The sequence below is a fragment of the Arsenicicoccus cauae genome (assembly GCF_009707125.1).
Lineage (GTDB): Bacteria > Actinomycetota > Actinomycetes > Actinomycetales > Dermatophilaceae > Arsenicicoccus > Arsenicicoccus cauae.
On record NZ_WLVL01000028.1, the window covers coordinates 90,903 to 110,410 of the forward strand.

Consider the following 19,508-nt stretch of genomic DNA (forward strand, 5'->3'; position numbering starts at 1 on the left):
CAACTGACCAGTCGGCGGTAGCCGAGCACCCACGAACCTGACACGACATGACCCCCGCCACCCTCGAGCGCTCCCGCAGCGCGGACGTCGACCGGCCGCGAGCCGCGCTGCCGTCGTCCTCCCTCGCGACGCTGCTGCTCGCCGGGATGGTCGCGGTGGAGTTCTCCGGCACGTCCGGGGTGCTCGAGGGGCGGGTGCCCGTGTCGCCCTTCCTCGCCCTGCTCGCCCTGGGCCTGCTCGTCGTGGTCGGGCGATGCCTCGTCCAGCGCGTGGCGGTCCCCTGGGCCACGGTGGGCGCCGTCTCGGCATACGTGCTGGCCACGGCCCTGGCCAGCCAGCTGGCCGACCTCGACGGCGTGGCCTTCCTGCGGACCGGGGTGGAGCCCGACTGGGGATCGGCGGCGGTCCTTGGGGTGGTCAAGGAGCTGGTCTTCGTCGTGGTCGTGTGCCTGCTCGCGAGCGGCCTGCGCCGCTGGTGGCTCGTGGCCGCGGCGATGGTGCTGCCGATGGCGGCGATCTGCCTGCTGGGCGCCGCCAACGAGTGGCTGCTCGGCAACACCGCGACCTTCGGCGGCTTCGAGACCGTCACGACGGCCGAGGGGGTGGGTGTCGTGACCAAGCGGCACGCCGGCCCGCTGCCCGACGCGAACTTCTGGGGACGCTTCCTGGTCCTCGGCCTGCCGTTCGCGCTGGCGCTGGTCCAGGAGTGCCTGCAGCGCGGTCGACGCCTGGTCGCCCTCGTGCCCCTCGGCAGCATCGGCGCGCTGCTCGTCGGCGTCTACCTCACCGGCTCCCGCGGGACCATGCTCGCCGCCCTGCTCGGCGCCGGCCTCTACCTCGTGCTGTGCGGGCTGGACCGCAAGGTGCTCGCCGGCGGCGCCGTGGTCGTGGTGCCCCTGCTGCTCGTGCTGCCCGGCGTCGGCAGCCGCCTCGTGTCGATGCTCGGGATCGCCGAGTCCGGCCAGCTCGCCGCGGTCGACGGGTCGGTGCGCGAGCGCATCGCCACCCAGACCGTCGCGACCAAGATGATCCAGGACAACCCGGTGACCGGCGTCGGTCCCGGCGGCTACTTCGCCCGCTTCCCGGACTACGCGTCCGCGACCGACCTGCACCTCGAGCGCATCGTCGCCCCGCACAACCTCTACCTCGGGCTCTGGGCCGAGATCGGCCTCGTCGGCCTGCTCGCCTTCCTCTCGATCATCGCCGTGGCGCTGTGGCAGGCGGGCTGGGTGCTGCGAGCCCTGCCGTCGCTGCCCAGCCCGGACGTCGCGCGGCTGCGTCCCTACGCCGCCGCCTGCGTCGCCGGGATCCTCGCCTGGTGCGCCGCGAGCGCCTTCCTGCACCTCACCTACGCGCGCGTCGTCTACCTCGTGGTCGGGCTCGCCGCCGCCCTCGCCACCCAGGCCCGGGCCCTGGGTGCCCATCCGGTCCCCCGGCCGGTCCGGCACCGGCACCCCGCGTATGCCGTCCCCCTGGCCGCCGCCGGCGCCGCCCTCGCCGCGGTGGTGGTCACGCTCCTGCCGCAGCCCGGCCGGGCCTACGTCGTCGGCTACCTGGAGCCACAGTCCTCGAGCGCCTACCTGCTGTCGCTGCGCACCCGCGAGGTCACCGCACCCACGTACGCCGTGCTGACCTCGGTCGCGTCAGGTCGCTCCGTCGACGCCCAGGGCGACCCCGCGTCCGGCTTCGTCTCGGTCACCGCCGAGGCCGAGACGCCGCAGCAGGCCGGCAGGCTCGCCACGAGCGCCACCGCCGCGGGGGACGCGGCCGTGCGCCGGGCCGGGCTGGACACGCTCTTTCGCACCCGCTGGGGCACGGTGACCACGTGGCGCGAGAGCCCGGGCCGCTCGGAGGTAGCCCTGGCCATGGCGGCCGGAGCCGGTCTCGGCGCGGCCCTGGCCCACACCCGCACGATGATCGCCGCGGCCCGTCCCCGTCGCCGTCGAGCCCCTCGAGCCCCTCGAGCCCCTCGATCCCTACGAGACCGGGAGGACCCATGATTCCCAAGCCCGCCGACGCCCCCACGACCGTCGTGCACGTCATCCACTCCCTCGGCGCAGGAGGCGCGAGAACGTGCTCGTCGAGCTCGCCCGCACCGCCCCCGACACCGGGCTGCGGATCGTCGTGGTCGGCCTGTCCGACGCCGAGGACGACCGCAACGCGCACCGCCTGGCCGAGGCGGGGGCGACCGTCTACCAGCTCCACGCGGGCCGCTACGACCTCGGCGCGGTGCGGCGGCTGGCGGCGATCGTGCGCCGCGAGCGCGGTGACGTCCTCCACACCCACCTCAAGCACGCAGACCTCGTGGGCGGCCTCGCCGCACGGCTGGTCGGCGTGCCCGCCGTCTCCACCCTGCACGTCATCGAGTCCGACCCTCGCGGCGCAGCGCACCGTGCCCGGGTCCGGGCCGCGGTGCTGGCCCGGGCCACGTTGTTCGACCGGGTGGTGGCTCTGTCGGAGGCGCAGCGCGCGTGGTACTCGTCCTTCCACGCCCCCACCCCCGTCGTCCTGGTGCCCAACGGGGTCCGCGAGCCCGCGCCACCGTCCCCGACGGGCGCCAGGGCTGCGCTGCGTGCCGAGCTCGGCGTCGACGACCGCACCCTCCTCGGCGTCACCGTCTCGCTCATGCGCCCGGAGAAGGGGCACGCCGTCGCCCTGGCCGCCGTGCGCCTCCTGCCCGCCGACCTGCCGTTCGTCCTCGCCCTGGCCGGCGACGGGCCGCTGCTCGACACCGTCCGGGCCGAGGTGGAGGGCGATCCCCAGCTGCACGAGCGCGTGCGGGTCCTCGGCTACCGCGCCGACGTGGACGACCTCCTGCGCGCGGCCGACCTCGTCGTCCACCCGAGCCACGAGGACGCCCTGCCCACGTCGCTGATCTCCGCGCTGGCGACCGGCACGCCCGTCGTGGCGACGCGGGTCGGCGGCATCCCCGACATCGTGGGCGACGACGCGGGGATCCTCGTCCCCCCGGACGACCCCGCCGCCCTCGCCGCCGCCGTGGCCGACCTCGCCCGCGACCCCGGCCGTCGCGAGGCGTGCGGCCTGGCCGGGCGCGCCCGCTACGACAGCACCTTCGCGGCGCCGGTCTGGGTCTCGCGCCTGCGCACGCTCTACGACCAGCTGCTCACGCCGCCCGCGGAGCCGCTGCACGACGGCCCCGTGTCCTCCGTCGCCCTGGTCAGCGCCGTGGCGCCATACCCCTCGGACAGCGGCAAGGCGATGGTCATCGCCGGGTTCCTGCGGCACCTGCGCTCCCGGCTGCCGCACCACCAGATCCACTACCTCCACGTCGGGCCGCCGCTGCGGCGCACCGCGGAGTTCGAGGGGGTGCAGGTGCACGAGATGGGCCAGCCGAGCCGCACGGGCCAGCTCGTCGGCCTCGTGCGTGGCGTGCTCCTGCGACGGCAGAGCCTGCAGGAGGCCTTCCTCGGCAGCCCGCGCGTCGCCGCCACCGTCCAGCAGACCCTCGCCGACCTCGACCCCGACCTGGAGATCATCGACACCGTCCGCATGGAGCAGCATGTCGCGGGCCGCAGGTTCCGCGGCCGGCGGGTGCTCTACCTCGACGACCTGTTCAGCGTGCGCTACACGCGGATGCTGGAGGTCCTGCAGGACGAGCGGATCGACGCGGACTTCGACCCCCTGGGGCAGTTCTCGCACAATGTGCCCGCCCAGCTGCACTGGCTCACGCGGGCGCCCCTCACGCGCCGAGCGCTGCTGCGCTTCGAGCGGGGCCGGGTCGCCCGCTCCGAGCGGCGGGCCGCGCGCACCAACCCCACCTCGGTCCTGCTCAACGCCGAGGAGGCCCACCACCTGCGGGAGGAGACCGGCGCGGCGGTCGTGGCCGTCCCGCCGTCGATCCCCGGCCTCAGCCGGTCGGCCCACCAGCCCGACCGTTGGGACGGCCGACCCGAGTTCGCCTTCGTGGGGCTGCTGTCGCTCGCGCACAACCACGACGGCCTCGGCTGGTTCCTCCGGGAGGGGATGGACGAGCTGCTCGCCCTGCAGCCCGACGCCCGCCTGCACGTCATCGGTCGGGACGCGGACGAGTCCCTGCTCGCCGACGCGGCCCGCCACGGCGACCAGGTCGTGGTTCACGGCTTCGTCCCGGACCTCGACGAGGCGCTGTCCCGCATGTGCGCCCTGGTCAACCCCCTGCGCTTCGGGTCCGGGATCAAGATCAAGACGCTCGACGCCCTCGCCCGCGGCCTCCCGGTGGTCAGCACCCCGGTGGCCGCCGAGGGCATCGCCACGCACAGCCGCCCCGGCCTCATCGTGGTCCCGGACGTCGTCGAGGCGGCGCGGGCGCTCGCCGCGCTGGTCGACCCGATCGTCCGCGAGCGCCAGACGCAGGGCGCGCAGGCCCTCTACGCGCAGCGGTTCGCCGACCAGGTGGTGGCCGCGGCCTACGACGAGGTGTTCGGCACGGCGCGGGAGGACTGACCGCGACGGGCCCGGGCCCGCTCGAGCGCCCGGTCCACCTGCTCCAGCAGGGCCTGCACGTGGCCCTCCGGGGAGTATGCCGACCGCGCCGTCGCACGAGCGGCCTGCCGCACGGCCGCGACCTCGGCGGCGTGCGCGGGGTCGAGGCACCACCGCAACGTCTCGCCGAGGGCCGCCGCGTCCCCGGCCGGCACGACGAACCCGGTGACGCCCTGCTCGACGTGCTCGCGCACCCCCAGCGTGTCGGTGACCACGGTGAGCTTGCCGAGGGCCATCGCGTCGAGCAGCACCATGATCCCGGGGGCGCAGTCGTCCCGGTGCTCCAGCGCCACGACGACGACGCAGGCGCGGCGCAGGTCACGCCGGAACGCCGCGGGGTCCACCTCGGTGCGCACGTGCAGGTTGGCCGGGACGGGGACGTCGGCGGGCAGCCCGCCGGGGACGGTGGCGATGACCACCTCGGTGCCCGCGGGCAGGTCGGCGGCACAGCCCAGCAGGGGGCGGTAGTCGCGCGCCGTGCGCCCTCCGCTGAACACGGGCCCGTCGTGGCGGATCTCCCGCTCGCCGCCCGCGCTGCCCGCGCTGCCCGCGGTGCCCGAGGTTCCGGCGGCGACGTCGTCCGGAGTCAGGCCGTGGTGCCACGGGACGTTCACCACCCGGTCGCCGTCAACGCGGTGCACCCGGTGGAACTGGTCGCGACCCTCCCGGGTGAGGGCCACGAAGGTCGTGCGCGGACCGGCCATGGCCCGCACCCCGGCGCGGGTGGCCAGCGCGACGGGAAGTCCCGGGCCGAGCTTCCAGGAGCAGTCGACGACCAGCACCTCCGGTCCTCGCCGGGTGCGCGCGAGCAGCGCGGTGGCGAGCTTGTCGACGCGGCTGGTGCCGTCGAGCACCAGCACCTCGCTCGACCGGGCCGCGGCGAGGACGCGGCGCAAACGGGTCAGGTCACCGGGACGATCCTCGGTGAGGCACCTCGTCCGCTCGACCCAGCGGGACCGCAGCCGGTAGGCCATCGTCGTGCTCGTGGTCACGCCCCGAGTCTGCGCGCGCGCACGACCTGGCGCCGGCGTTTCCCCAGGAATGCCCCCTCCCCGACACCGTGAGGGTCTCGTCCAAGGATGTCCCAGGATGCCCAAGGATGGTGCAGGGAACCCTCACGATCCTGGCCGGGGCGGGCAAGGTGGGGGCCGGCCGGCATACCTAGCGGTGGCCGGCCCGCAGCACCAGGAGCAGCTCGAAGCGGATCTCCGGGTCGTCCAGGGCGGGACCGAAGGCCTCCCGCAGCTGGGTCACCCGGTAGCCCACCGTCTGCGGGTGGATCGACAGGGCGTCGGCCACCGGCTGCCGCTGCCCCCAGTGGACGAGCCAGTGCAGCAGCGTCTCGGCCAGACGCTCGCGGGTGGCGGGGGCGAACGCATCCAGGGGCGCGAGCCGGACCCGCGCCAGGTCGGCGACCACGGCCGGCTCGGCGTGCAGCGCGAGCTGCGCAAGGTAGTCACCGACGAAGACGATGTCCGGACGCTCCGGCGCCACCGCGGACCGTGTGGCGGCCTGCTCGAGGCGGGCGATCGTCAGCACGGTGAGGCGCAACGACTCGGGCGCCTCGTTCCACGGACGGGTCGGCCCCACCACGGCGCCCCGTCCTCGCAGCGCCCGCTCCAGGTCGCGTCGGGCACGCTCGGTCGTGGGCGCCGGGACGAGTGCCACGACGTCGTCCTCCCGCTCGACCACCAGCGCGCCGCGGCCGAGGGCGAGACGCAGCCCCTGGGCCTGCTCGCGGCGCAGGGCCACCACCGCCAGCATCGGCGGGAGCGCCCAGCCCGCCGCGAGCGCCGCCTGGTCGATGCCGGCCGACGAGGCCCGCCCGTGCAGGATGAGCAGGGCGAGCTCGGTGCGGCGCCGCTCCACCTCGCCGAGCTGCTCGTTCTGCTCGTCGGCGTAGCCCTCGACCGAGGCGGCAGACAGCTCGTCGATGTACGCGAAGATCGACTCGCCGAGGGGCACGATCACGTCGGGCGCGACACCGGCCTGGACGGCGATCTGGGCCGCGGTGCGGAAGGTCACGCGGGCGCCGGAGCGATAGGCCGCGAGCAGCGACCCCAGCTGGCGTCCCGACCGGAACTCGCCGCGGCCCAGCCCGGCATACACCCGTCTGGAGTCCGGCTCGAGGGCCGGCCGGTCCGACCCCGGCAGGTCGAGGAACCGGTCGAGGGCGATGGCGACGCCCTGGTGCAGCCCCTGCCCGAAGCGGCCCTCCATGGGGCGGGCGTAGTCCGGCACGTCACGCGGGACGGCCTTGATGATGTGGTCGACGATCTCGTCGACGCGGGGGCGCAGGAGGTCCGAGATTTCAGCGGGCAACGACAACCATGGGGGCGCCTCGGCGCGGCTCTGGGGAGTCATGGGACGGGATTCTATCGCCGCGTGATAGTCCACCCGCAAGAATCAGGCGCCTGCCGACGAGTATCCGGGGCCTGTGGTGGGAAATACTGGACTATGCCGTCCATGCGTCCGCTCGATCGCCTGGCCAAGGCCGTCAGCCCCGTGCTGTCGCCCCTCGCCAAGCCGTTGACGACACCGCTCACCCCCCAGGACTTCCTGTCCTTGATCAACCCCCTGTCGTCGGCCCGCCAGCTCCGCGGGGTCGTCACGTCCGTCGTCCCCGAGACCACCGACACGGCGACCATCCACTTCCGTCCCGGTCACGGCTGGGACCCCCACATGGCCGGGCAGTGGGCCCGTGTCGGGGTCGAGATCGACGGGGTTCGCCACTGGCGGTCCTACTCCCTGACCACCGCGGCCGGCGAGGACCCGGCCATCACGGTCCACGCCGAGGGCCTCGTCTCGGACTCGCTGGTCCAGCGCACCCGCCCCGGCGACGTGCTGCACCTGGACGTCCCGCAGGGCGACTTCGTGCTCCCCGAGCACCCGCGCCCCCTGCTCATGCTCACCGCCGGCAGCGGCCTGACCCCGGTCATGTCGATGATCCGCACCCTGGTCGGCCGCCGCGACGACGCCGACGTCGTGCTCGTCCACAGCTCCCGCAGCGCCGAGGACGCGCTGTTCGCCGAGGAGCTGGCCGAGCTGTCGACCGCTCACCCCGGCCTGCGGGTGGTCCACTGGTACTCCGGCGAGCGCGGTCGCATCGACCTCACCTCGACCGACACGCTCGACGAGCTGTGCCCCGACTGGCCCTCGCGTGCGGCATACGCCTGCGGCCCGCCCGAGATGCTCGACGCGGCCGAGCGCCTGTGGCACGACGCGGACGCCAGGCACTCTCTGGTCATCGAGCGGTTCGCCCCCGTCGTCCTCGACGGCCAGGGCGGGGAGGGCGGTGTCGTGACCTTCCTGCGCTCCGACCGGGAGATCGAGGTCGACGGCAGCACGACGCTGCTCGAGGCCGCCGAGTCGGCCGGAGTCATGATGCCCAGCGGCTGCCGCATGGGCATCTGCCACACCTGTCTCACCCCGTTGCGGGCCGGCAAGGTGCGCGACCTGCGCACCGGCGAGGTCCACGGCGACGAGGGACAATCCATCCAGACCTGTGTCTCCGCAGCCGCGGGGCCCTGCCATCTCGAGATCTGAGGAGGCTCAGATGACCACCACGGCCGAGCGGCCCACCGCCACGACCACCGGCGGCGCCACCCCCACCCGCGAGCAGCTGCCCGCGATCCCCACGCGCAACCCCGGCCTCGCCGACAGCGGACGCCCCGTGCGCCGCCCCGACCACGCCCAGCACCTGACCGACGAGCAGGTCGCCGAGCTCGGGCGCGAGCTCGACCAGATCCGCGCCGATGTCGTCGCCTCGCGAGGGGCCGCCGACGCGGCATACATCCGTCGGATCATCCGCGTGCAGCGCAGCCTCGAGCTCGCCGGCCGCGCCACGCTGGTGCTCGCCGGCAAGCGCAAGTCCGCCTGGGTCGCCGGTGTGGGCCTCATGTCCGTCGCCAAGATCCTGGAGAACATGGAGATAGGCCACAACGTCATCCACGGCCAGTGGGACTGGATGCGCGACCCGGACATCCACTCCTCCACGTGGGAGTGGGACTTCGTGGCTCCGGCCAAGGGCTGGAAGCACACCCACAACGACTTGCACCACACGTGGACCAACGTCGTGGGCAAGGACAACGACGTGGGCTACAACCTGCTTCGCATCAGCGCCGACCAGCCGTGGAAGCCGCACAACGTGCTCAACCCGGTCTACAACATGGTGCTCGCGCCGTTCTTCGAGTGGGGCATCGCGTTCTACGACCTCGAGCTCGTCGACGTCCAGGAGGGGCGCAAGTCCCGCGAGGCGCTCAACGCCGACCTCAAGGCCCTCGGCGTCAAGGCGGTCAAGCAGGCCGGCAAGGACTACGTCGCCACGCCGGCGCTCGCGTCGCTGACCGGCTCGGGCAAGGCGGCCCTCGCGGGCACCTTCGCCGCCAACTGCGTCCGCAACCTGTGGGCCCACACCGTGATCTTCTGCGGGCACTTCCCCGACGGTGTCGAGTTCTTCACCGAGGAGATGATCGAGGGCGAGACCCGTGGCGACTGGTACATCCGCCAGATGATCGGCTCCTGCAACATCTCCGGCAGCAAGCTGATGCACCTGATGACCGGCAACCTGTCGCACCAGATCGAGCACCACCTGTTCCCGGACCTGCCGAGCAACCGGTATGCCGAGATCGCGGTGCGGGTGCGGGAGGTCTGCGACCGCTACGGCCTGCCCTACGTCACGGGCCCGCTGCACCGGCAGATCGGGCAGACCTGGCGCACCATCTTCCGCATGGCCCTGCCCTGACCCGCCGGGGGTAGGGGCATGAGCCGGGCTTCGTTCGCCAGGCTGATGATCCTGCCCCCGGTAGGGGCATGAGCCGGGCTTCGTTCGCCAGGCTGATGATCCCGCCCCCGGTAGGTCTAGAGGAGGTGGCGGTTCATCGCCCAGGCGGTGAGCTCGTGGCGGCTCGACAGCTGCAGCTTGCGCAGCACGCTCGACACGTGCGTCTCGACGGTCTTGACGGAGATGAACAGCTCCTTGGCCACCTCCTTGTACTGATAGCCGCGCGCGATGAGCCGCATCACCTCGCGCTCGCGCGCCGACAGTCGGTCGAGCTCCTCGTCGACCTCCGCGATCTCTCCAGCGGCCGCACCGAACGCGTCAAGCACGAACCCCGCCAGCCGGGGGCTGAACACCGCGTCGCCTTCGGCGACCCGGCGGATGGCGGTGACCAGGTCGTTGCCGCTGATCGTCTTGGTGACATAGCCCCGGGCCCCGGCGCGAATGACGGAGATGACGTCCTCGGCGGCGTCGCTGACCGACAGTGCGAGGAAGCGGACGGGCGTGCCCGCCTCCGTAGTGCACCCGGCACACCCGAGGATCACGTCGGTGCCGCCGCGCCCGTCACCGCCGGGCAGGTGCACGTCCAGGAGCACGACGTCGGGGCGCTCGGCCTTGATGACGGCGACGGCCGACTCCACGTCGCAGGCCTCCCCCACCACCGGCAGCGAGGTGTCCAGCTCGGTGCGCACACCCGCCCGGAACATCGTGTGGTCGTCCACGAGGACGAGACGGATCGGGGTCGTCGGGGGAAGCATCAGGACTCCTCGGTGGTGGGTCGTGGTGGGAGGGTGAGCGAGACCTCGGTGCCGTCCTCGAGGCGGCGGATCCGCGCGGTGCCGCCGTGGCGGTCCATCCGGTCCACGATCGAGCCGCGCACGCCGAGCCGGTCGAGCGGCACCTCGCCGAGGTCGAAGCCCGGCCCGTGGTCGCGGACGAAGGCCTCGACGCCCAGCGGGCCCGCCTCGACATAGGCCGACACCGGGGCGGCGCCGTGCCGCACGGCATTGTTGAGCGCCTCACCCAGCGCCTTGACCAGCGCGGACACGTCGGCGTCGAGGTCGACGTCGCCCGTGACGACGAGGTCGATCGGCACGCCATGCCGGTCCTCCACGTCGTGGGCCACCGAGGCCGCCGCGGCCGAGAGGGTGGTCGGGGTGGCGCCGCCGCCGCCATACAGCCAGGAGCGCAGCTCGCGCTCCTGGGCCCGGGCGAGCCGCTGCACGGCGGTGGGGTCGTCGGCCTTGCGCTGGATCAGGGCGAGGGTCTGCAGGACGGAGTCGTGCAGGTGAGCGGCGATGTCGGCGCGCTCGGTGGCCCGCACGCGCTCGGCCTGCTCGGCCTTGAGCCCGTCCCAGAGCCGGATGCCCCAGGGGGCGAGGATGACGACGAGCCCCACGAGGACGGCGAGCGCCGACAGGGCCGCGTCGCCGAGCCCGCCGATGCCCTGGGCGCGGCTGGCGAGCACGACGACGCCGGCGAGCGTCAGCAGGACCCCGGTGACCACGCGGGCCAGCCCGGCCCGCGAGTCGGCGGCCGACAGCTGCAGGAAGCGGTCGCGCTCGCTGCGGTCCAGCTGGGTCCACACGACGATGGCACCGCTCGCGATGAGCGCGAGCGGCAGCGTCACGCCGAGCCGCAGGTCCACCCCGTGCCGGGTGAGGACGACGGCCAGCCCGCCGACGACCAGCGCGAGGCCCAGCAGGAGGTTGACCACTGCCTCGTCGTGCAGGAGGCGCTGCCGCAGCGCCGGCCAACGGGGCGCGCCGCCCGCGACGCCGGCCCCGGGCATCGTCGGCGCCGAGCGCGTGGTGCCGCCGGGTCCGAGGCGCTGGGGGGTGAGCGCCCACACGGCGAGATAGAGGATCACGCCGGTGCCCATCCCGAACATCGTGAGGAGCACGAGCGCCAGGCGGATGACCCCCACCTGCACGCGCAGGTGCTCGGCGAGCCCGGCGCAGACCCCCGCCACCCAGCCGCTGTCGACGGGGCGCAGCAGCCGGGGCGTCGGCTCCGGCTGCGCCACGCGCTGGGTCTCGTAGGGGGTGGGCACGACCCCATCCTCACCCATCGGCCGCCCCCGGGCGAGGGTCGAGCCCGCAGGTCAGGGGATCGTCAGGGTGGGCTCAGGGGCGACCCTCATGGATCGTCCCCGCGCCGGGGGAGAGATTGTCCGTATGACGCAGCAGCCGCCTCCCACACCACCCGGCCCGCCCGAGGTCACCGATCGCCAGCCGGACGCGCTGGACCGGTTCTTTCGCGGTGTGCGCGAAACCGGCATCCGCCGCCGGCTGTCCCACCGCTGGGTGGCCGGGGTGTGCGGCGGCGTCGCCGACAAGATCGGCGTCGACCCGCTCGTCGTCCGCCTCGTCTGGATCGCGCTGCTCGTCATGGGTGGCATCGCCTTCCCGGCCTACTTCGTCGCGTTCCTGCTGCTCGCGGACGCCAAGGACGAGATCCCGCTCGAGAAGGCGCTGCGCCACGGCGACGGCGACTCGGTGGTGCTGCTGGCCTTCACCCTGCTGGTGAGCGTGGGGGGTGTGACGGACGCCTTTGGTCTGAACGACGGCTCACCGGCGGGCAGCGCGGGCGGGATCGTTGTGCTGGTCCTGCTGGGGGCCGGCGGCTACGTCTGGTGGACCCGCCGCGGACAGGCCCGGCCCGGTGGGGGCGGCACCTCCGCCATCTCACCCACGGGCACCGCCACCTCGCACATCCTGCACACCCCGGACACCCCGGACACCCCGGACACCCCGGGCGCCCCGACCGCGCCCGACGCCTCGGACGCGCACCCGCTCGCCGGGGGCGGGGACGCGCAGCCGGCGGCCGAGACCACTCAGCTCCCCATCGGCGGGACGAGCCTCGACACCGTCCGGGCCACCGGTGACGCCGTGTCCCCGGCCTCCAGCCCTGCCATGAGCTGGCCCGCCGCGCCGGAGGCTCCGGCGGGGTCACGCTCGGAGCACCCCATCTCGGGAGCCACGCGGGTCCACGCGCACGCCGCCTATGTCCCGGCGCGCCGTCGCCGCCCCACCCTCGGCTGGCCCGGCACGGCGGCGGCCATCGGTCTCGCCGCCGCCGGCATCGGTGCGGTCCTCGCGGCCGACCAGACCGGCCGCATCCACCTCGACCACCCCTATGCCGTCGCGGCGGCGGCGGCGCTGGCTCTCGTCTCGGCGCTGCTGGTGGTGGTGGGTCTCGCCGGGCGTCGCGGGGGCTTCACGGTCCCCCTCGTCCTCGCCCTGGCCATCGTCACGCTGGCCCTCGGGGGGCCGCTGCGCCTGGACGTGGCCGACGGGGGCACGACCATCTCGTCGTCCCCGATGGACCAGCGCTGGGCGCCGACCACGCTTGACGGCACGTCGGCATACCGCGTGGGCGCGGGCGGCGGCGTCCTGGACCTCACCTCCGTGGACCGCGCGAGCCTGCACGGCCAGGAGGTCAGCCTGCAGGTCGGCGTGGGCGAGATGACCGTACGCGTCCCGCAGGGGATGCCCGTGCGGGTCAAGACCCAGATCGGGCTGGGCGACGCCGTCGTCCGCCACCCCGACGGGTCCCGGACGGACCTCGGCGAGACGGACACCACCATCGGCACCGGCACACCCGTGCTCGTCCTGAGGGGCCAGATCGGCCTCGGGGACCTGATCATCGAGGAGGTCGCACCATGACCGACCAGCCCTTCTACCCGATCGACGCCGACGAGGCGCGCCGTCTCGCCGAGCTCGAGGCGACCAGGCAGCCGCGCGGCCCCTATGCCCCGGCGATCGTCGTGGGCCTGCTCGGGCTGCTGTGCGCGGCCTCGGTGCTGCTGCGCGAGCTGGCGGTGATCACCATCGACCTCGTCACCCAGGGCCCATGGATCGTGGTGGGCGTCGGCGTCATCCTGCTGCTCGTCGGTGCCGTCGGCATCGCTCGTCGTGGCCGCTGACGGAGCCTCCTCAGCCGGGGGGCGGCGGGTCGGGGGGCAGCAGGTCGGCCAGGTCGGCCCAGGCCGGCGCCAGCCGCAGCTCCTCCCCCCGCACCGCGTCCCCCGGGACCCACGCGGCGGAGGCCGTCGTGCCGTCCCGGTCGTGCACGACGACCGGCGTCCCGCCCATGAGCTCGGCCCGATAGACGAGCCGCACGGCTTGGAAGTCCTCCAGGACTCCCTTGGGGGACAACCCGATCCAGTGGTGGCTGCGCACAGCGACCAGCCGGGGCCGCGTGATGTCCTGCCCCGTCTCCTCCCAGACCTCGCGCACCACGGCGGCCGCGGGGTCCTCCCCCGGCTCCACCCCGCCGCCGGGCAGCCCCCACGCCCCCGCGGCATTCGTGCGGTCCGACGCCTCGGCCAGCAGCACCCCGAGCGGGCCGACCACGACGGCGTATGCCGCGACCCTCGTGCGCACCAACGGCGGCTCGTCGGGATCCAGCTCGACGCCGGCGTCCACCGGCGTGGTCACCACGGGCAACGGCTCGGGCCCCTCCGGGCGGGGACGCACCGCGTAGGACAGGACCACGGCGTGGGGGTCGCCGAGCGAGCGCTCCGCCGCGAGGGGCGCGCCGGGCTCCCACCCGTGGCTGCGCAGCAGGTTCTCCGGCGTGACGCCGTGCGGCAGGTCGAGGGCGACGCGCCGCCGGCCCTCGTGGTCGTAGCCGTCGACCTGCACGGGCGAGTCCAGCACCCGTCCGTGGCGCACGACGCGGCCGTACTCGTCCTCGCTGAGCAGACCTGGCTGGTCCCCGGTCATGTCCTCCGCCTCCTCGCGAGCCGCCCGGCTCGCGCGTACTCCGCCTCCACCATGCCCACCACCGTCGGCCACGACTGCGTGGGCGGCGTCGCCCGGCTCGCCTGTCGCAGGCGGTGCCGGGCACCGGGGTCCAGCACCAGGGTAGCCAGGTGAGCGGCGAGCTCCCGGTCGCCCCCCGCCAGCAGGCCGGTCACGCCGTCCTCGACGAACTCCTCGACCCCGCTGCCCCGCCGACCGACGACCGGGAGCCCCGCGGCCCGTGCCTCGAGCGCGGCGATGCCGAAGGCCTCCAGCACCGTCGGCGAGACGTACGCCGTTGCGCCCTGGTAGGACTCGAGCAGCTCGTCGCGAGACACCCTGCCGCGCAGCAGGACCCGGTCGGTCAGGCCGTGCGTGCGCAGATAGGCCTGCACCAGCCCGCGTTGCGGCCCCTCGCCGAACACCTCGATGCCCCAATTGTTCTCGTCGCCGACGAGGTCGTCCACGCGTCGGGCCACGCGCGCCAGCGGGACCGCGCGCTTGCGCCGGGCCAGCCGCATGGCGGTGACGAACCGCACCGGCTCACCGCCGGCGACGTCAGCGCCGCCAGCGCCGCCAGCGCCGCCAGTGCCGCCAGCGCCGTCAGTGCCGCAGTGACCCTGCGGGCCGAGAACCGTTGCGGCTGTGGAGGATCGCCAGCGGTCTACGTCGATCCCGTTAGGCAGCACGGTGACCCGCGCGTCTGGGGCGAGGCGCTGCAGCGGGCGGGCCGCCATACGACTCACCGCCGACAGCGCGACACCTCGCCCGGCCCACCGTCGCACGCGCCCACTGACGGCGAGCACCCGCTCCATCGCGTCCAGCACGCAGTGCCAGGTGACCGCGGTCGGGACCTCGGCCGCGAGCGCGACGTCGACCGCGTCGCGCGCGAACGGGCTCACCACCCCCATGTGCACGTGCGCCACGTCGAAGCGACCGGCCAGCAGCCGGCGTCGCAGCTCCGGCGGCGCCCACGGGTTGACCGGCAGGTCGCCGGGCAGCCGTAGCGCGAGGTGGTGCACCGGGACGCCGTCGACCAGCTCGACCGCCCCGTGCCGCTCCCCCGCCCGCCCGGGCGTCGCGGTGAACACCTCGACCTCGTGGCCCGCCCGCCGCAGCCACCCCGCGAGGTCGTGGACCTGCACCTCGATGCCGCCGAGGCGCGGCAGATAGCAGTCCGACAGCAAGGCCACCTTCACGACATCCACCCTGCCATGCGAGAGGATGACCACGATGGCTCACACACTGCTCGCGTTCCACGCCCACCCCGACGACGAGGCCCTGCTCACCTCCGGCACCCTGGCCCGGGCCGCCGCCGAGGGGCACCGGGTCATCGTGGTCACCGCCACGGACGGCGACCTCGGACTGACCTCCAGCTCGTATGCCGGCTCCGCCGCCCGGTCCCTCGGGGAGCGGCGACTCGGCGAGCTCATGCGTTCGTGCGCCGCGCTCGGCGTGGCGCGGGTCGAGTGGCTGGGCTACGCCGACAGCGGGTCCGGCGCGGAGCTCTACCCCGACCCCGAGGGCATGACGAGGTTCGTGCGCGCCGACGTCGACGAGGCCGCCGAGCGCCTGGCGCGGATCCTGCGCGAGGAGTCGGTCGACGTGCTGCTGACCTACGACCGCAACGGCGGCTACGGTCACCGCGACCACGTCCAGGTGCACCACGTCGGCGCGCGTGCCGCCGAGCTCGCCGGCACGCCGCGGGTGCTGCAGGCCACGGTCCCCCGCGACACGATCTGCCGCGCCCTGGACCTCGCCGCGCTCGTGTATCCCTTCCCGCCCGAGTTCGACCGGGCCTCCTTCGACCGCGCCTACTCCGCCCGCGCCGAGATCACCCACCGCATCGACGTCCGTCGGCACATCGCCGCCAAGCGGGCCTCGATGCGGGCCCACGCCTCCCAGGCCGCCGCGGACGACGGCGACCGCACCCTGGCGGCCTTCCTCCGGATCCCCCGCCCGCTCTACGGCCTGGTCTTCGGGCGCGAGTGGTTCGTGGACGCCTCGCGACCGCCGGGGTCGCCGGTCGCCCGGGACGTCTTCGACGGGCTGGGCTGAGCATGGCTCCGGGGGGAGAGGGCATCGACCAGCGCCGACCATGGTGGCGCACCGCCCTGCAGGCCGTCCTCGGCACGGGGCTCGCGATCGCGCTGCTGGCCTGGGGGCTGCCGCACTTCGCCGAGACGTCGTGGGCCGCGCTGCTGGCGCACCTCGACGCGCTCAGCTGGGCCAACATCATCGGCCTGTTCGTGCTCATGCTCGCGGCGCTGTGGTGCTACACGTTCACGCTGACGGGATCGCTGGCCGGGCTGACGCACCCGCAGGCGCTCATGGTCAACGTCGCCGGCTCCGCGGCCGGCAACCTGCTGCCGGGCGGCGGGGCCATGGGGGCGGCGGCGACATACGGCATGTATCGCTCCTGGGGCTTCACCCCCCGCGACATCTCCACCTCCCTCATCGTCAGCGGCGTCTGGAACGTCCTCGGCCGGATGGCGCTGCCCGTGCTCGGCATCTCCGTCCTGCTGCTCGCCGGCGAACCCATGCCCCCCGGCGTGGCGCGCGGCGCCGCGGTCGGCGCGCTCGTGGGGCTCGGGCTGCTGGGCTGGTTCGTCGCCGTCATCGCCTCGGAGCGCGTGGCCACGACCACCGGCCGGTTGCTGGACCGCGTGATCGGGCCGCTGGTGCGCCGGGTCCGACGCCGCCCGGGGCAGGGCGTCGACGCCCTGGTGGCCGACCTGCGCGCCCGCATCGGCCACGTGGTCGAGACCGGCTGGGTCTCGATGACCTTCGGGATGATCGGGTTCTTCGGGTTCCAGTACGCGCTGTTCGTACTGTGCCTGCGGGCCACCGGGGTGCACCTGTCGCTGGCGCACTTCTTCGCGGCGTTCGCCATCGGCCGGCTGCTGACCGCCGTCGGCGTGACTCCCGGCGGGGTCGGCGTCACAGAGGCCGGGACCGCGATCGCGCTGGTCGGCTTCGGGGCCGCGCACGCGCCGGCCGCCGCGGGCATCGTGCTCTTCACGATCTACACCCACCTGCTCGAGCTGCCGCTGGGCGCGCTGGGTGGGCTGGTCTGGTGGCTCACCAAGGGCCGGTATGCCGGCCGCCGCCCCGCCACCTCGCGACCGCGCCCGCCCACACACCCCCAGACGACCCAAGCTGAGCCCCCAGCTCACATCACGCCGCCAGGCCCCGCCGAGACGACGAAAAGTGACCCCCCGGGGCGATGAGAACGTTCCAACGTCCCCGAAAGCACCGAGAAGTGACCTCTCGGGTCCGTGTGGTCGCCCGCCCGAGAGGGCGTCAGCGCCGACGGGTGCCGGCCACGAGGCGGCGGACCTGGCGGGTGCGGGCGTGGTCGGCATACGCGTCGTCGATCGCCGTTGGCTCGAAGGCCCGGCCGGTGGCGCGCTCGGCCGCCCACCCGACCAGGGCGTCGGCCAGGGCCGGGTTGGCCGGCAGGACCGGCCCGTGCAGGTAGGTGCCGACGACGTGGCCGGTGATGGCGCCCTCGGTGCCGTCGGTGCCGTTGTTGCCCTGACCGGCCCGCACCTGCCCGAAGGGCTGCTGCTGGGGCCCGAGCACCGTTGAGCCCGAGTGGTTCTCGAAGCCCACGACCTCGCCGAAGGGCGTGTCGAGGACGATCCCGCCGATCATCCGCTTGGCGTTGCCGGTGGTGGTGACGTCGAGGATCCCGAGGCCGGGCAGCCGCTGGCCCTCGACGGTGACGAAGGCGTTGCCAAAGAGCTGGTACATCCCGCAGATGGCGAGCATGGGGCACCCGTCGGCCGCCAGCGCCGTTAGCCGGTCGCCGATGCGGGCCAGGTCGTCCTCGACCCGGGCCTGGCCGGAGTCCTGGCCGCCGCCGCCCATGACGAGGTGCACGTCGTCGCGCCAGGGGTCGCCCGGAGCGTGGCCGACCACCTCGACGTCGTAGCCGTGCCACCGCAGCCGCGACGCGAGCGCGCGCGTGTTGCCGAGGTCGCCGTAGATGCTCATCTCGCGCGGGTAGAGGTGGACGAGGGTGACCCGGCCCTTGCTCGGGCCCCGGGTGGGGAGGTGCGCGGGGGTGCCGGTCGCGAGCTCGCTCATCAGGCCTTGGCCTCCTCGCCGAAGTCCGGCAGGTCGTAGCGCTGGGCGAGCACCCGCCGCAGCGCCATCATCGCGGTGTAGGTGCAGAAGATCCGCTTGGGCTCGTCCCGGTGCTCGGCGAGGAACAGGTCGAGGGCGGTCTCGAGGTCGGGCTCCACGGCCGTGACGGGCACGTCGTCGTAGCGCAGCCGCAGCGCCATGTCGTAGGCCCGCACCCCGCTCGTGACGGCGACCCCGAGGTCGCGGAGGGACTCGAAGCTCACGTCATACAGCCACGAGACGTCCTGGCCGTCGGCGTAGTTGTCGTTGATCGCGATCATCGAGGCGACAGGGGTGGTGCCGTAGGTGCCGAGCGCGACGGTGAACCCGGCGGGGTTCTTGACCAGCACCAGCTCGAGGGGCTGGCCGTCGACGTCGACGACCTCGCCCCTCCCGAACGGTGGGGTGACCGTGGCGAGGGCCTGCGACGCGGTCGTATGCCGGAACTCCGCGCCCAGCAGCAGGCGCACGAGCGAGGTCGCCGCGGTCGCGTTGATCATCGCCGCGAGCCCTCGTTGGCGCAGCGTCACCGGTCCGACGTCGTGCCCGTCGCCGAAGACGATGGTGAAGGCGTGGTCGTCGACCGGCTTGAGGAGCCCGTCGCTCGGTCCGGGATCGGGCACCTCGTCGGCCTCGCTGAAGCGGACGTCGGCCTCCTGCAGCTCGGGCAGCCGGTCGGCGATGGACGGGTCCACGCCGAACCACCGCACCTCGGCGCCGGGCCGGACGCGCTCGTCGATGCGCGAGATGAAGGAGTCGTCGCGGTTGAGCACCACACCCCGCGTCGTCTGCTCCGCGAGGCGGGTGAGCAGCCGTGCGGTGTGGTCGATCTCGGCGAACCGGTCGAGCTGGTCTCGGGCGACGTTGAGCAGCAGCGCGTGGGTGGGGGTCACGACCTCGGCGAACTTCAGGGCGTGCGCCTCGTCCAGCTCGAGCACCGCGATGTCGGCGTCGAGGCGGCCGGTCAGCGGCAACTCGGCGAGCATCGAGGAGATCACGCCGCGGGTGAAGTTGGACCCGGTGGGGTTGGTCAGGACGCGCAGGCCGTGGGCCCGCAGCAGCGCGACGACCATCTTGGTGGTGGTGGTCTTGCCGTTGGTGCCGCTGATGACGACGATGCCGCGCGGCAGCCCGCCGAGGGTCGACCGCAGGAACGCCGGGTCGATCCGCTCCGCCACCAGCCCCGGCAGGGCCGAGCCGCCGCTGCCTCCGCCTCGCAGCCGCGACGCCGTCCGGGCGAGCTTGCCTGCCGCGATCGCGGCCGTCGTCCTCAACACGTCCGTCACCCTACCCGCGCAGGTGCCGAGGCCGTATACCGGTGAGGGTCGTCAGACCAGGGTCAGTGACGGGAGCGTCAAGCGCGTCGA

General features: G+C 74.1%; 16 protein-coding genes. 8 read left to right on the forward strand and 8 right to left on the reverse strand.

The window, feature by feature from the left end; genetic code table 11:
- Positions 1-47: 47 nt before the first annotated feature.
- Together GGG17_RS08030 and GGG17_RS17145 are read left to right on the forward strand one after the other, a co-directional pair.
- A complete protein-coding gene (locus GGG17_RS08030) occupies positions 48-2,000 on the forward strand; it encodes an O-antigen ligase family protein (RefSeq protein WP_154593214.1) in 1,953 nt (650 codons plus the stop codon).
- Positions 2,001-2,073: 73 nt separating this feature from the next.
- Positions 2,074-4,443, forward strand: a complete 2,370-nt coding sequence (locus tag GGG17_RS17145; protein ID WP_154593215.1) for a glycosyltransferase — start codon at positions 2,074-2,076, stop codon at positions 4,441-4,443.
- On the opposite strand, the gene GGG17_RS08040 is transcribed toward GGG17_RS17145, so the two are convergent.
- Both GGG17_RS08040 and GGG17_RS08045 read right to left on the reverse strand, forming a co-directional pair.
- The gene (locus tag GGG17_RS08040; protein WP_154593216.1) at positions 4,407-5,474 is read right to left on the reverse strand and encodes a glycosyltransferase; all 1,068 of its coding nucleotides are present in this window, start codon (positions 5,472-5,474) and stop codon (positions 4,407-4,409) included. The two genes, GGG17_RS17145 and GGG17_RS08040, sit on opposite strands and share 37 nt — an antisense overlap.
- A gap of 169 nt (positions 5,475-5,643) precedes the next feature.
- Positions 5,644-6,846, reverse strand: coding sequence for a PucR family transcriptional regulator (locus GGG17_RS08045; protein WP_154593217.1), 1,203 nt, complete (start codon positions 6,844-6,846; stop codon positions 5,644-5,646).
- A 102-nt stretch (positions 6,847-6,948) separates the two neighbouring features.
- On the opposite strand from GGG17_RS08045, the gene GGG17_RS08050 reads away from it, so the two are divergent.
- Entirely contained in the window at positions 6,949-8,028 is a 1,080-nt protein-coding gene (locus GGG17_RS08050; RefSeq protein WP_375804509.1) for a ferredoxin reductase, read from the forward strand.
- 10 nt (positions 8,029-8,038) lie between these two features.
- The gene (locus GGG17_RS08055; RefSeq protein WP_154593219.1) at positions 8,039-9,226 is read left to right on the forward strand and encodes a fatty acid desaturase family protein; all 1,188 of its coding nucleotides are present in this window, start codon (positions 8,039-8,041) and stop codon (positions 9,224-9,226) included.
- A gap of 116 nt (positions 9,227-9,342) precedes the next feature.
- Here the strand turns inward: GGG17_RS08055 and GGG17_RS08060 are convergent, their stop codons facing one another.
- On the reverse strand, positions 9,343-10,020 hold the full coding sequence (locus GGG17_RS08060) for a LuxR C-terminal-related transcriptional regulator (RefSeq protein ID WP_154593220.1): 678 nt from the start codon (positions 10,018-10,020) through the stop codon (positions 9,343-9,345).
- A complete protein-coding gene (locus tag GGG17_RS08065; protein ID WP_311966522.1) occupies positions 10,020-11,315 on the reverse strand; it encodes an ATP-binding protein in 1,296 nt (431 codons plus the stop codon). The genes GGG17_RS08060 and GGG17_RS08065 overlap by 1 nt, the downstream gene beginning before the upstream one ends.
- A gap of 124 nt (positions 11,316-11,439) precedes the next feature.
- Here GGG17_RS08065 and GGG17_RS08070 point away from each other — a divergent pair, with 124 nt between their 5' ends.
- Both GGG17_RS08070 and GGG17_RS08075 read left to right on the forward strand, forming a co-directional pair.
- Entirely contained in the window at positions 11,440-12,930 is a 1,491-nt protein-coding gene (locus GGG17_RS08070) for a PspC domain-containing protein (RefSeq protein WP_195849168.1), read from the forward strand.
- Complete coding sequence (locus GGG17_RS08075; protein WP_154593223.1) at positions 12,927-13,190, forward strand: hypothetical protein; 264 nt, start codon at positions 12,927-12,929, stop codon at positions 13,188-13,190. Before GGG17_RS08070 ends, GGG17_RS08075 begins: the two co-directional genes overlap by 4 nt.
- A 10-nt stretch (positions 13,191-13,200) precedes the next feature.
- On the opposite strand, the gene GGG17_RS08080 is transcribed toward GGG17_RS08075, so the two are convergent.
- A complete protein-coding gene (locus GGG17_RS08080) occupies positions 13,201-13,992 on the reverse strand; it encodes an NUDIX hydrolase (protein WP_154593224.1) in 792 nt (263 codons plus the stop codon).
- The gene (locus tag GGG17_RS08085; RefSeq protein ID WP_311966523.1) at positions 13,989-15,209 is read right to left on the reverse strand and encodes a glycosyltransferase family 4 protein; all 1,221 of its coding nucleotides are present in this window, start codon (positions 15,207-15,209) and stop codon (positions 13,989-13,991) included. The genes GGG17_RS08080 and GGG17_RS08085 overlap by 4 nt, the downstream gene beginning before the upstream one ends.
- A 34-nt stretch (positions 15,210-15,243) precedes the next feature.
- Here GGG17_RS08085 and GGG17_RS08090 point away from each other — a divergent pair, with 34 nt between their 5' ends.
- Together GGG17_RS08090 and GGG17_RS08095 are read left to right on the forward strand one after the other, a co-directional pair.
- Entirely contained in the window at positions 15,244-16,068 is an 825-nt protein-coding gene (locus GGG17_RS08090; RefSeq protein WP_154593225.1) for a PIG-L deacetylase family protein, read from the forward strand.
- Positions 16,069-16,070: 2 nt separating this feature from the next.
- Positions 16,071-17,240 carry a lysylphosphatidylglycerol synthase domain-containing protein gene (locus GGG17_RS08095; RefSeq protein WP_154593226.1) on the forward strand — a complete coding sequence of 390 codons (1,170 nt, stop codon included), beginning with the start codon at positions 16,071-16,073 and terminating at the stop codon, positions 17,238-17,240.
- A 73-nt stretch (positions 17,241-17,313) separates the two neighbouring features.
- Here the strand turns inward: GGG17_RS08095 and GGG17_RS08100 are convergent, their stop codons facing one another.
- The gene (locus GGG17_RS08100; protein WP_154593227.1) at positions 17,314-18,102 is read right to left on the reverse strand and encodes a type 1 glutamine amidotransferase; all 789 of its coding nucleotides are present in this window, start codon (positions 18,100-18,102) and stop codon (positions 17,314-17,316) included.
- Positions 18,102-19,418 (reverse strand): MurT ligase domain-containing protein, encoded by a 1,317-nt coding sequence (locus GGG17_RS08105; protein ID WP_311966524.1) that lies wholly within the window; start codon positions 19,416-19,418, stop codon positions 18,102-18,104. The genes GGG17_RS08100 and GGG17_RS08105 overlap by 1 nt, the downstream gene beginning before the upstream one ends.
- Positions 19,419-19,508: the final 90 nt, after the last annotated feature.

What these genes read in the sequence shown, in the direction of transcription:
- GGG17_RS08030 (WP_154593214.1), top strand. Translation starts at nt 48, where the DNA reads ATGACCCCCGCCACCCTCGAGCGCTCCCGCAGCGCGGACGTCGACCGG.
- GGG17_RS08045 (WP_154593217.1), bottom strand. Translation starts at nt 6,846, where the DNA reads ATGACTCCCCAGAGCCGCGCCGAGGCGCCCCCATGGTTGTCGTTGCCC.
- GGG17_RS08050 (WP_375804509.1), top strand. Translation starts at nt 6,949, where the DNA reads ATGCGTCCGCTCGATCGCCTGGCCAAGGCCGTCAGCCCCGTGCTGTCG.
- GGG17_RS08055 (WP_154593219.1), top strand. Translation starts at nt 8,039, where the DNA reads ATGACCACCACGGCCGAGCGGCCCACCGCCACGACCACCGGCGGCGCC.
- GGG17_RS08060 (WP_154593220.1), bottom strand. Translation starts at nt 10,020, where the DNA reads ATGCTTCCCCCGACGACCCCGATCCGTCTCGTCCTCGTGGACGACCAC.
- GGG17_RS08070 (WP_195849168.1), top strand. Translation starts at nt 11,440, where the DNA reads ATGACGCAGCAGCCGCCTCCCACACCACCCGGCCCGCCCGAGGTCACC.
- GGG17_RS08075 (WP_154593223.1), top strand. Translation starts at nt 12,927, where the DNA reads ATGACCGACCAGCCCTTCTACCCGATCGACGCCGACGAGGCGCGCCGT.
- GGG17_RS08080 (WP_154593224.1), bottom strand. Translation starts at nt 13,992, where the DNA reads ATGACCGGGGACCAGCCAGGTCTGCTCAGCGAGGACGAGTACGGCCGC.
- GGG17_RS08090 (WP_154593225.1), top strand. Translation starts at nt 15,244, where the DNA reads ATGGCTCACACACTGCTCGCGTTCCACGCCCACCCCGACGACGAGGCC.
- GGG17_RS08095 (WP_154593226.1), top strand. Translation starts at nt 16,071, where the DNA reads ATGGCTCCGGGGGGAGAGGGCATCGACCAGCGCCGACCATGGTGGCGC.
- GGG17_RS08100 (WP_154593227.1), bottom strand. Translation starts at nt 18,102, where the DNA reads ATGAGCGAGCTCGCGACCGGCACCCCCGCGCACCTCCCCACCCGGGGC.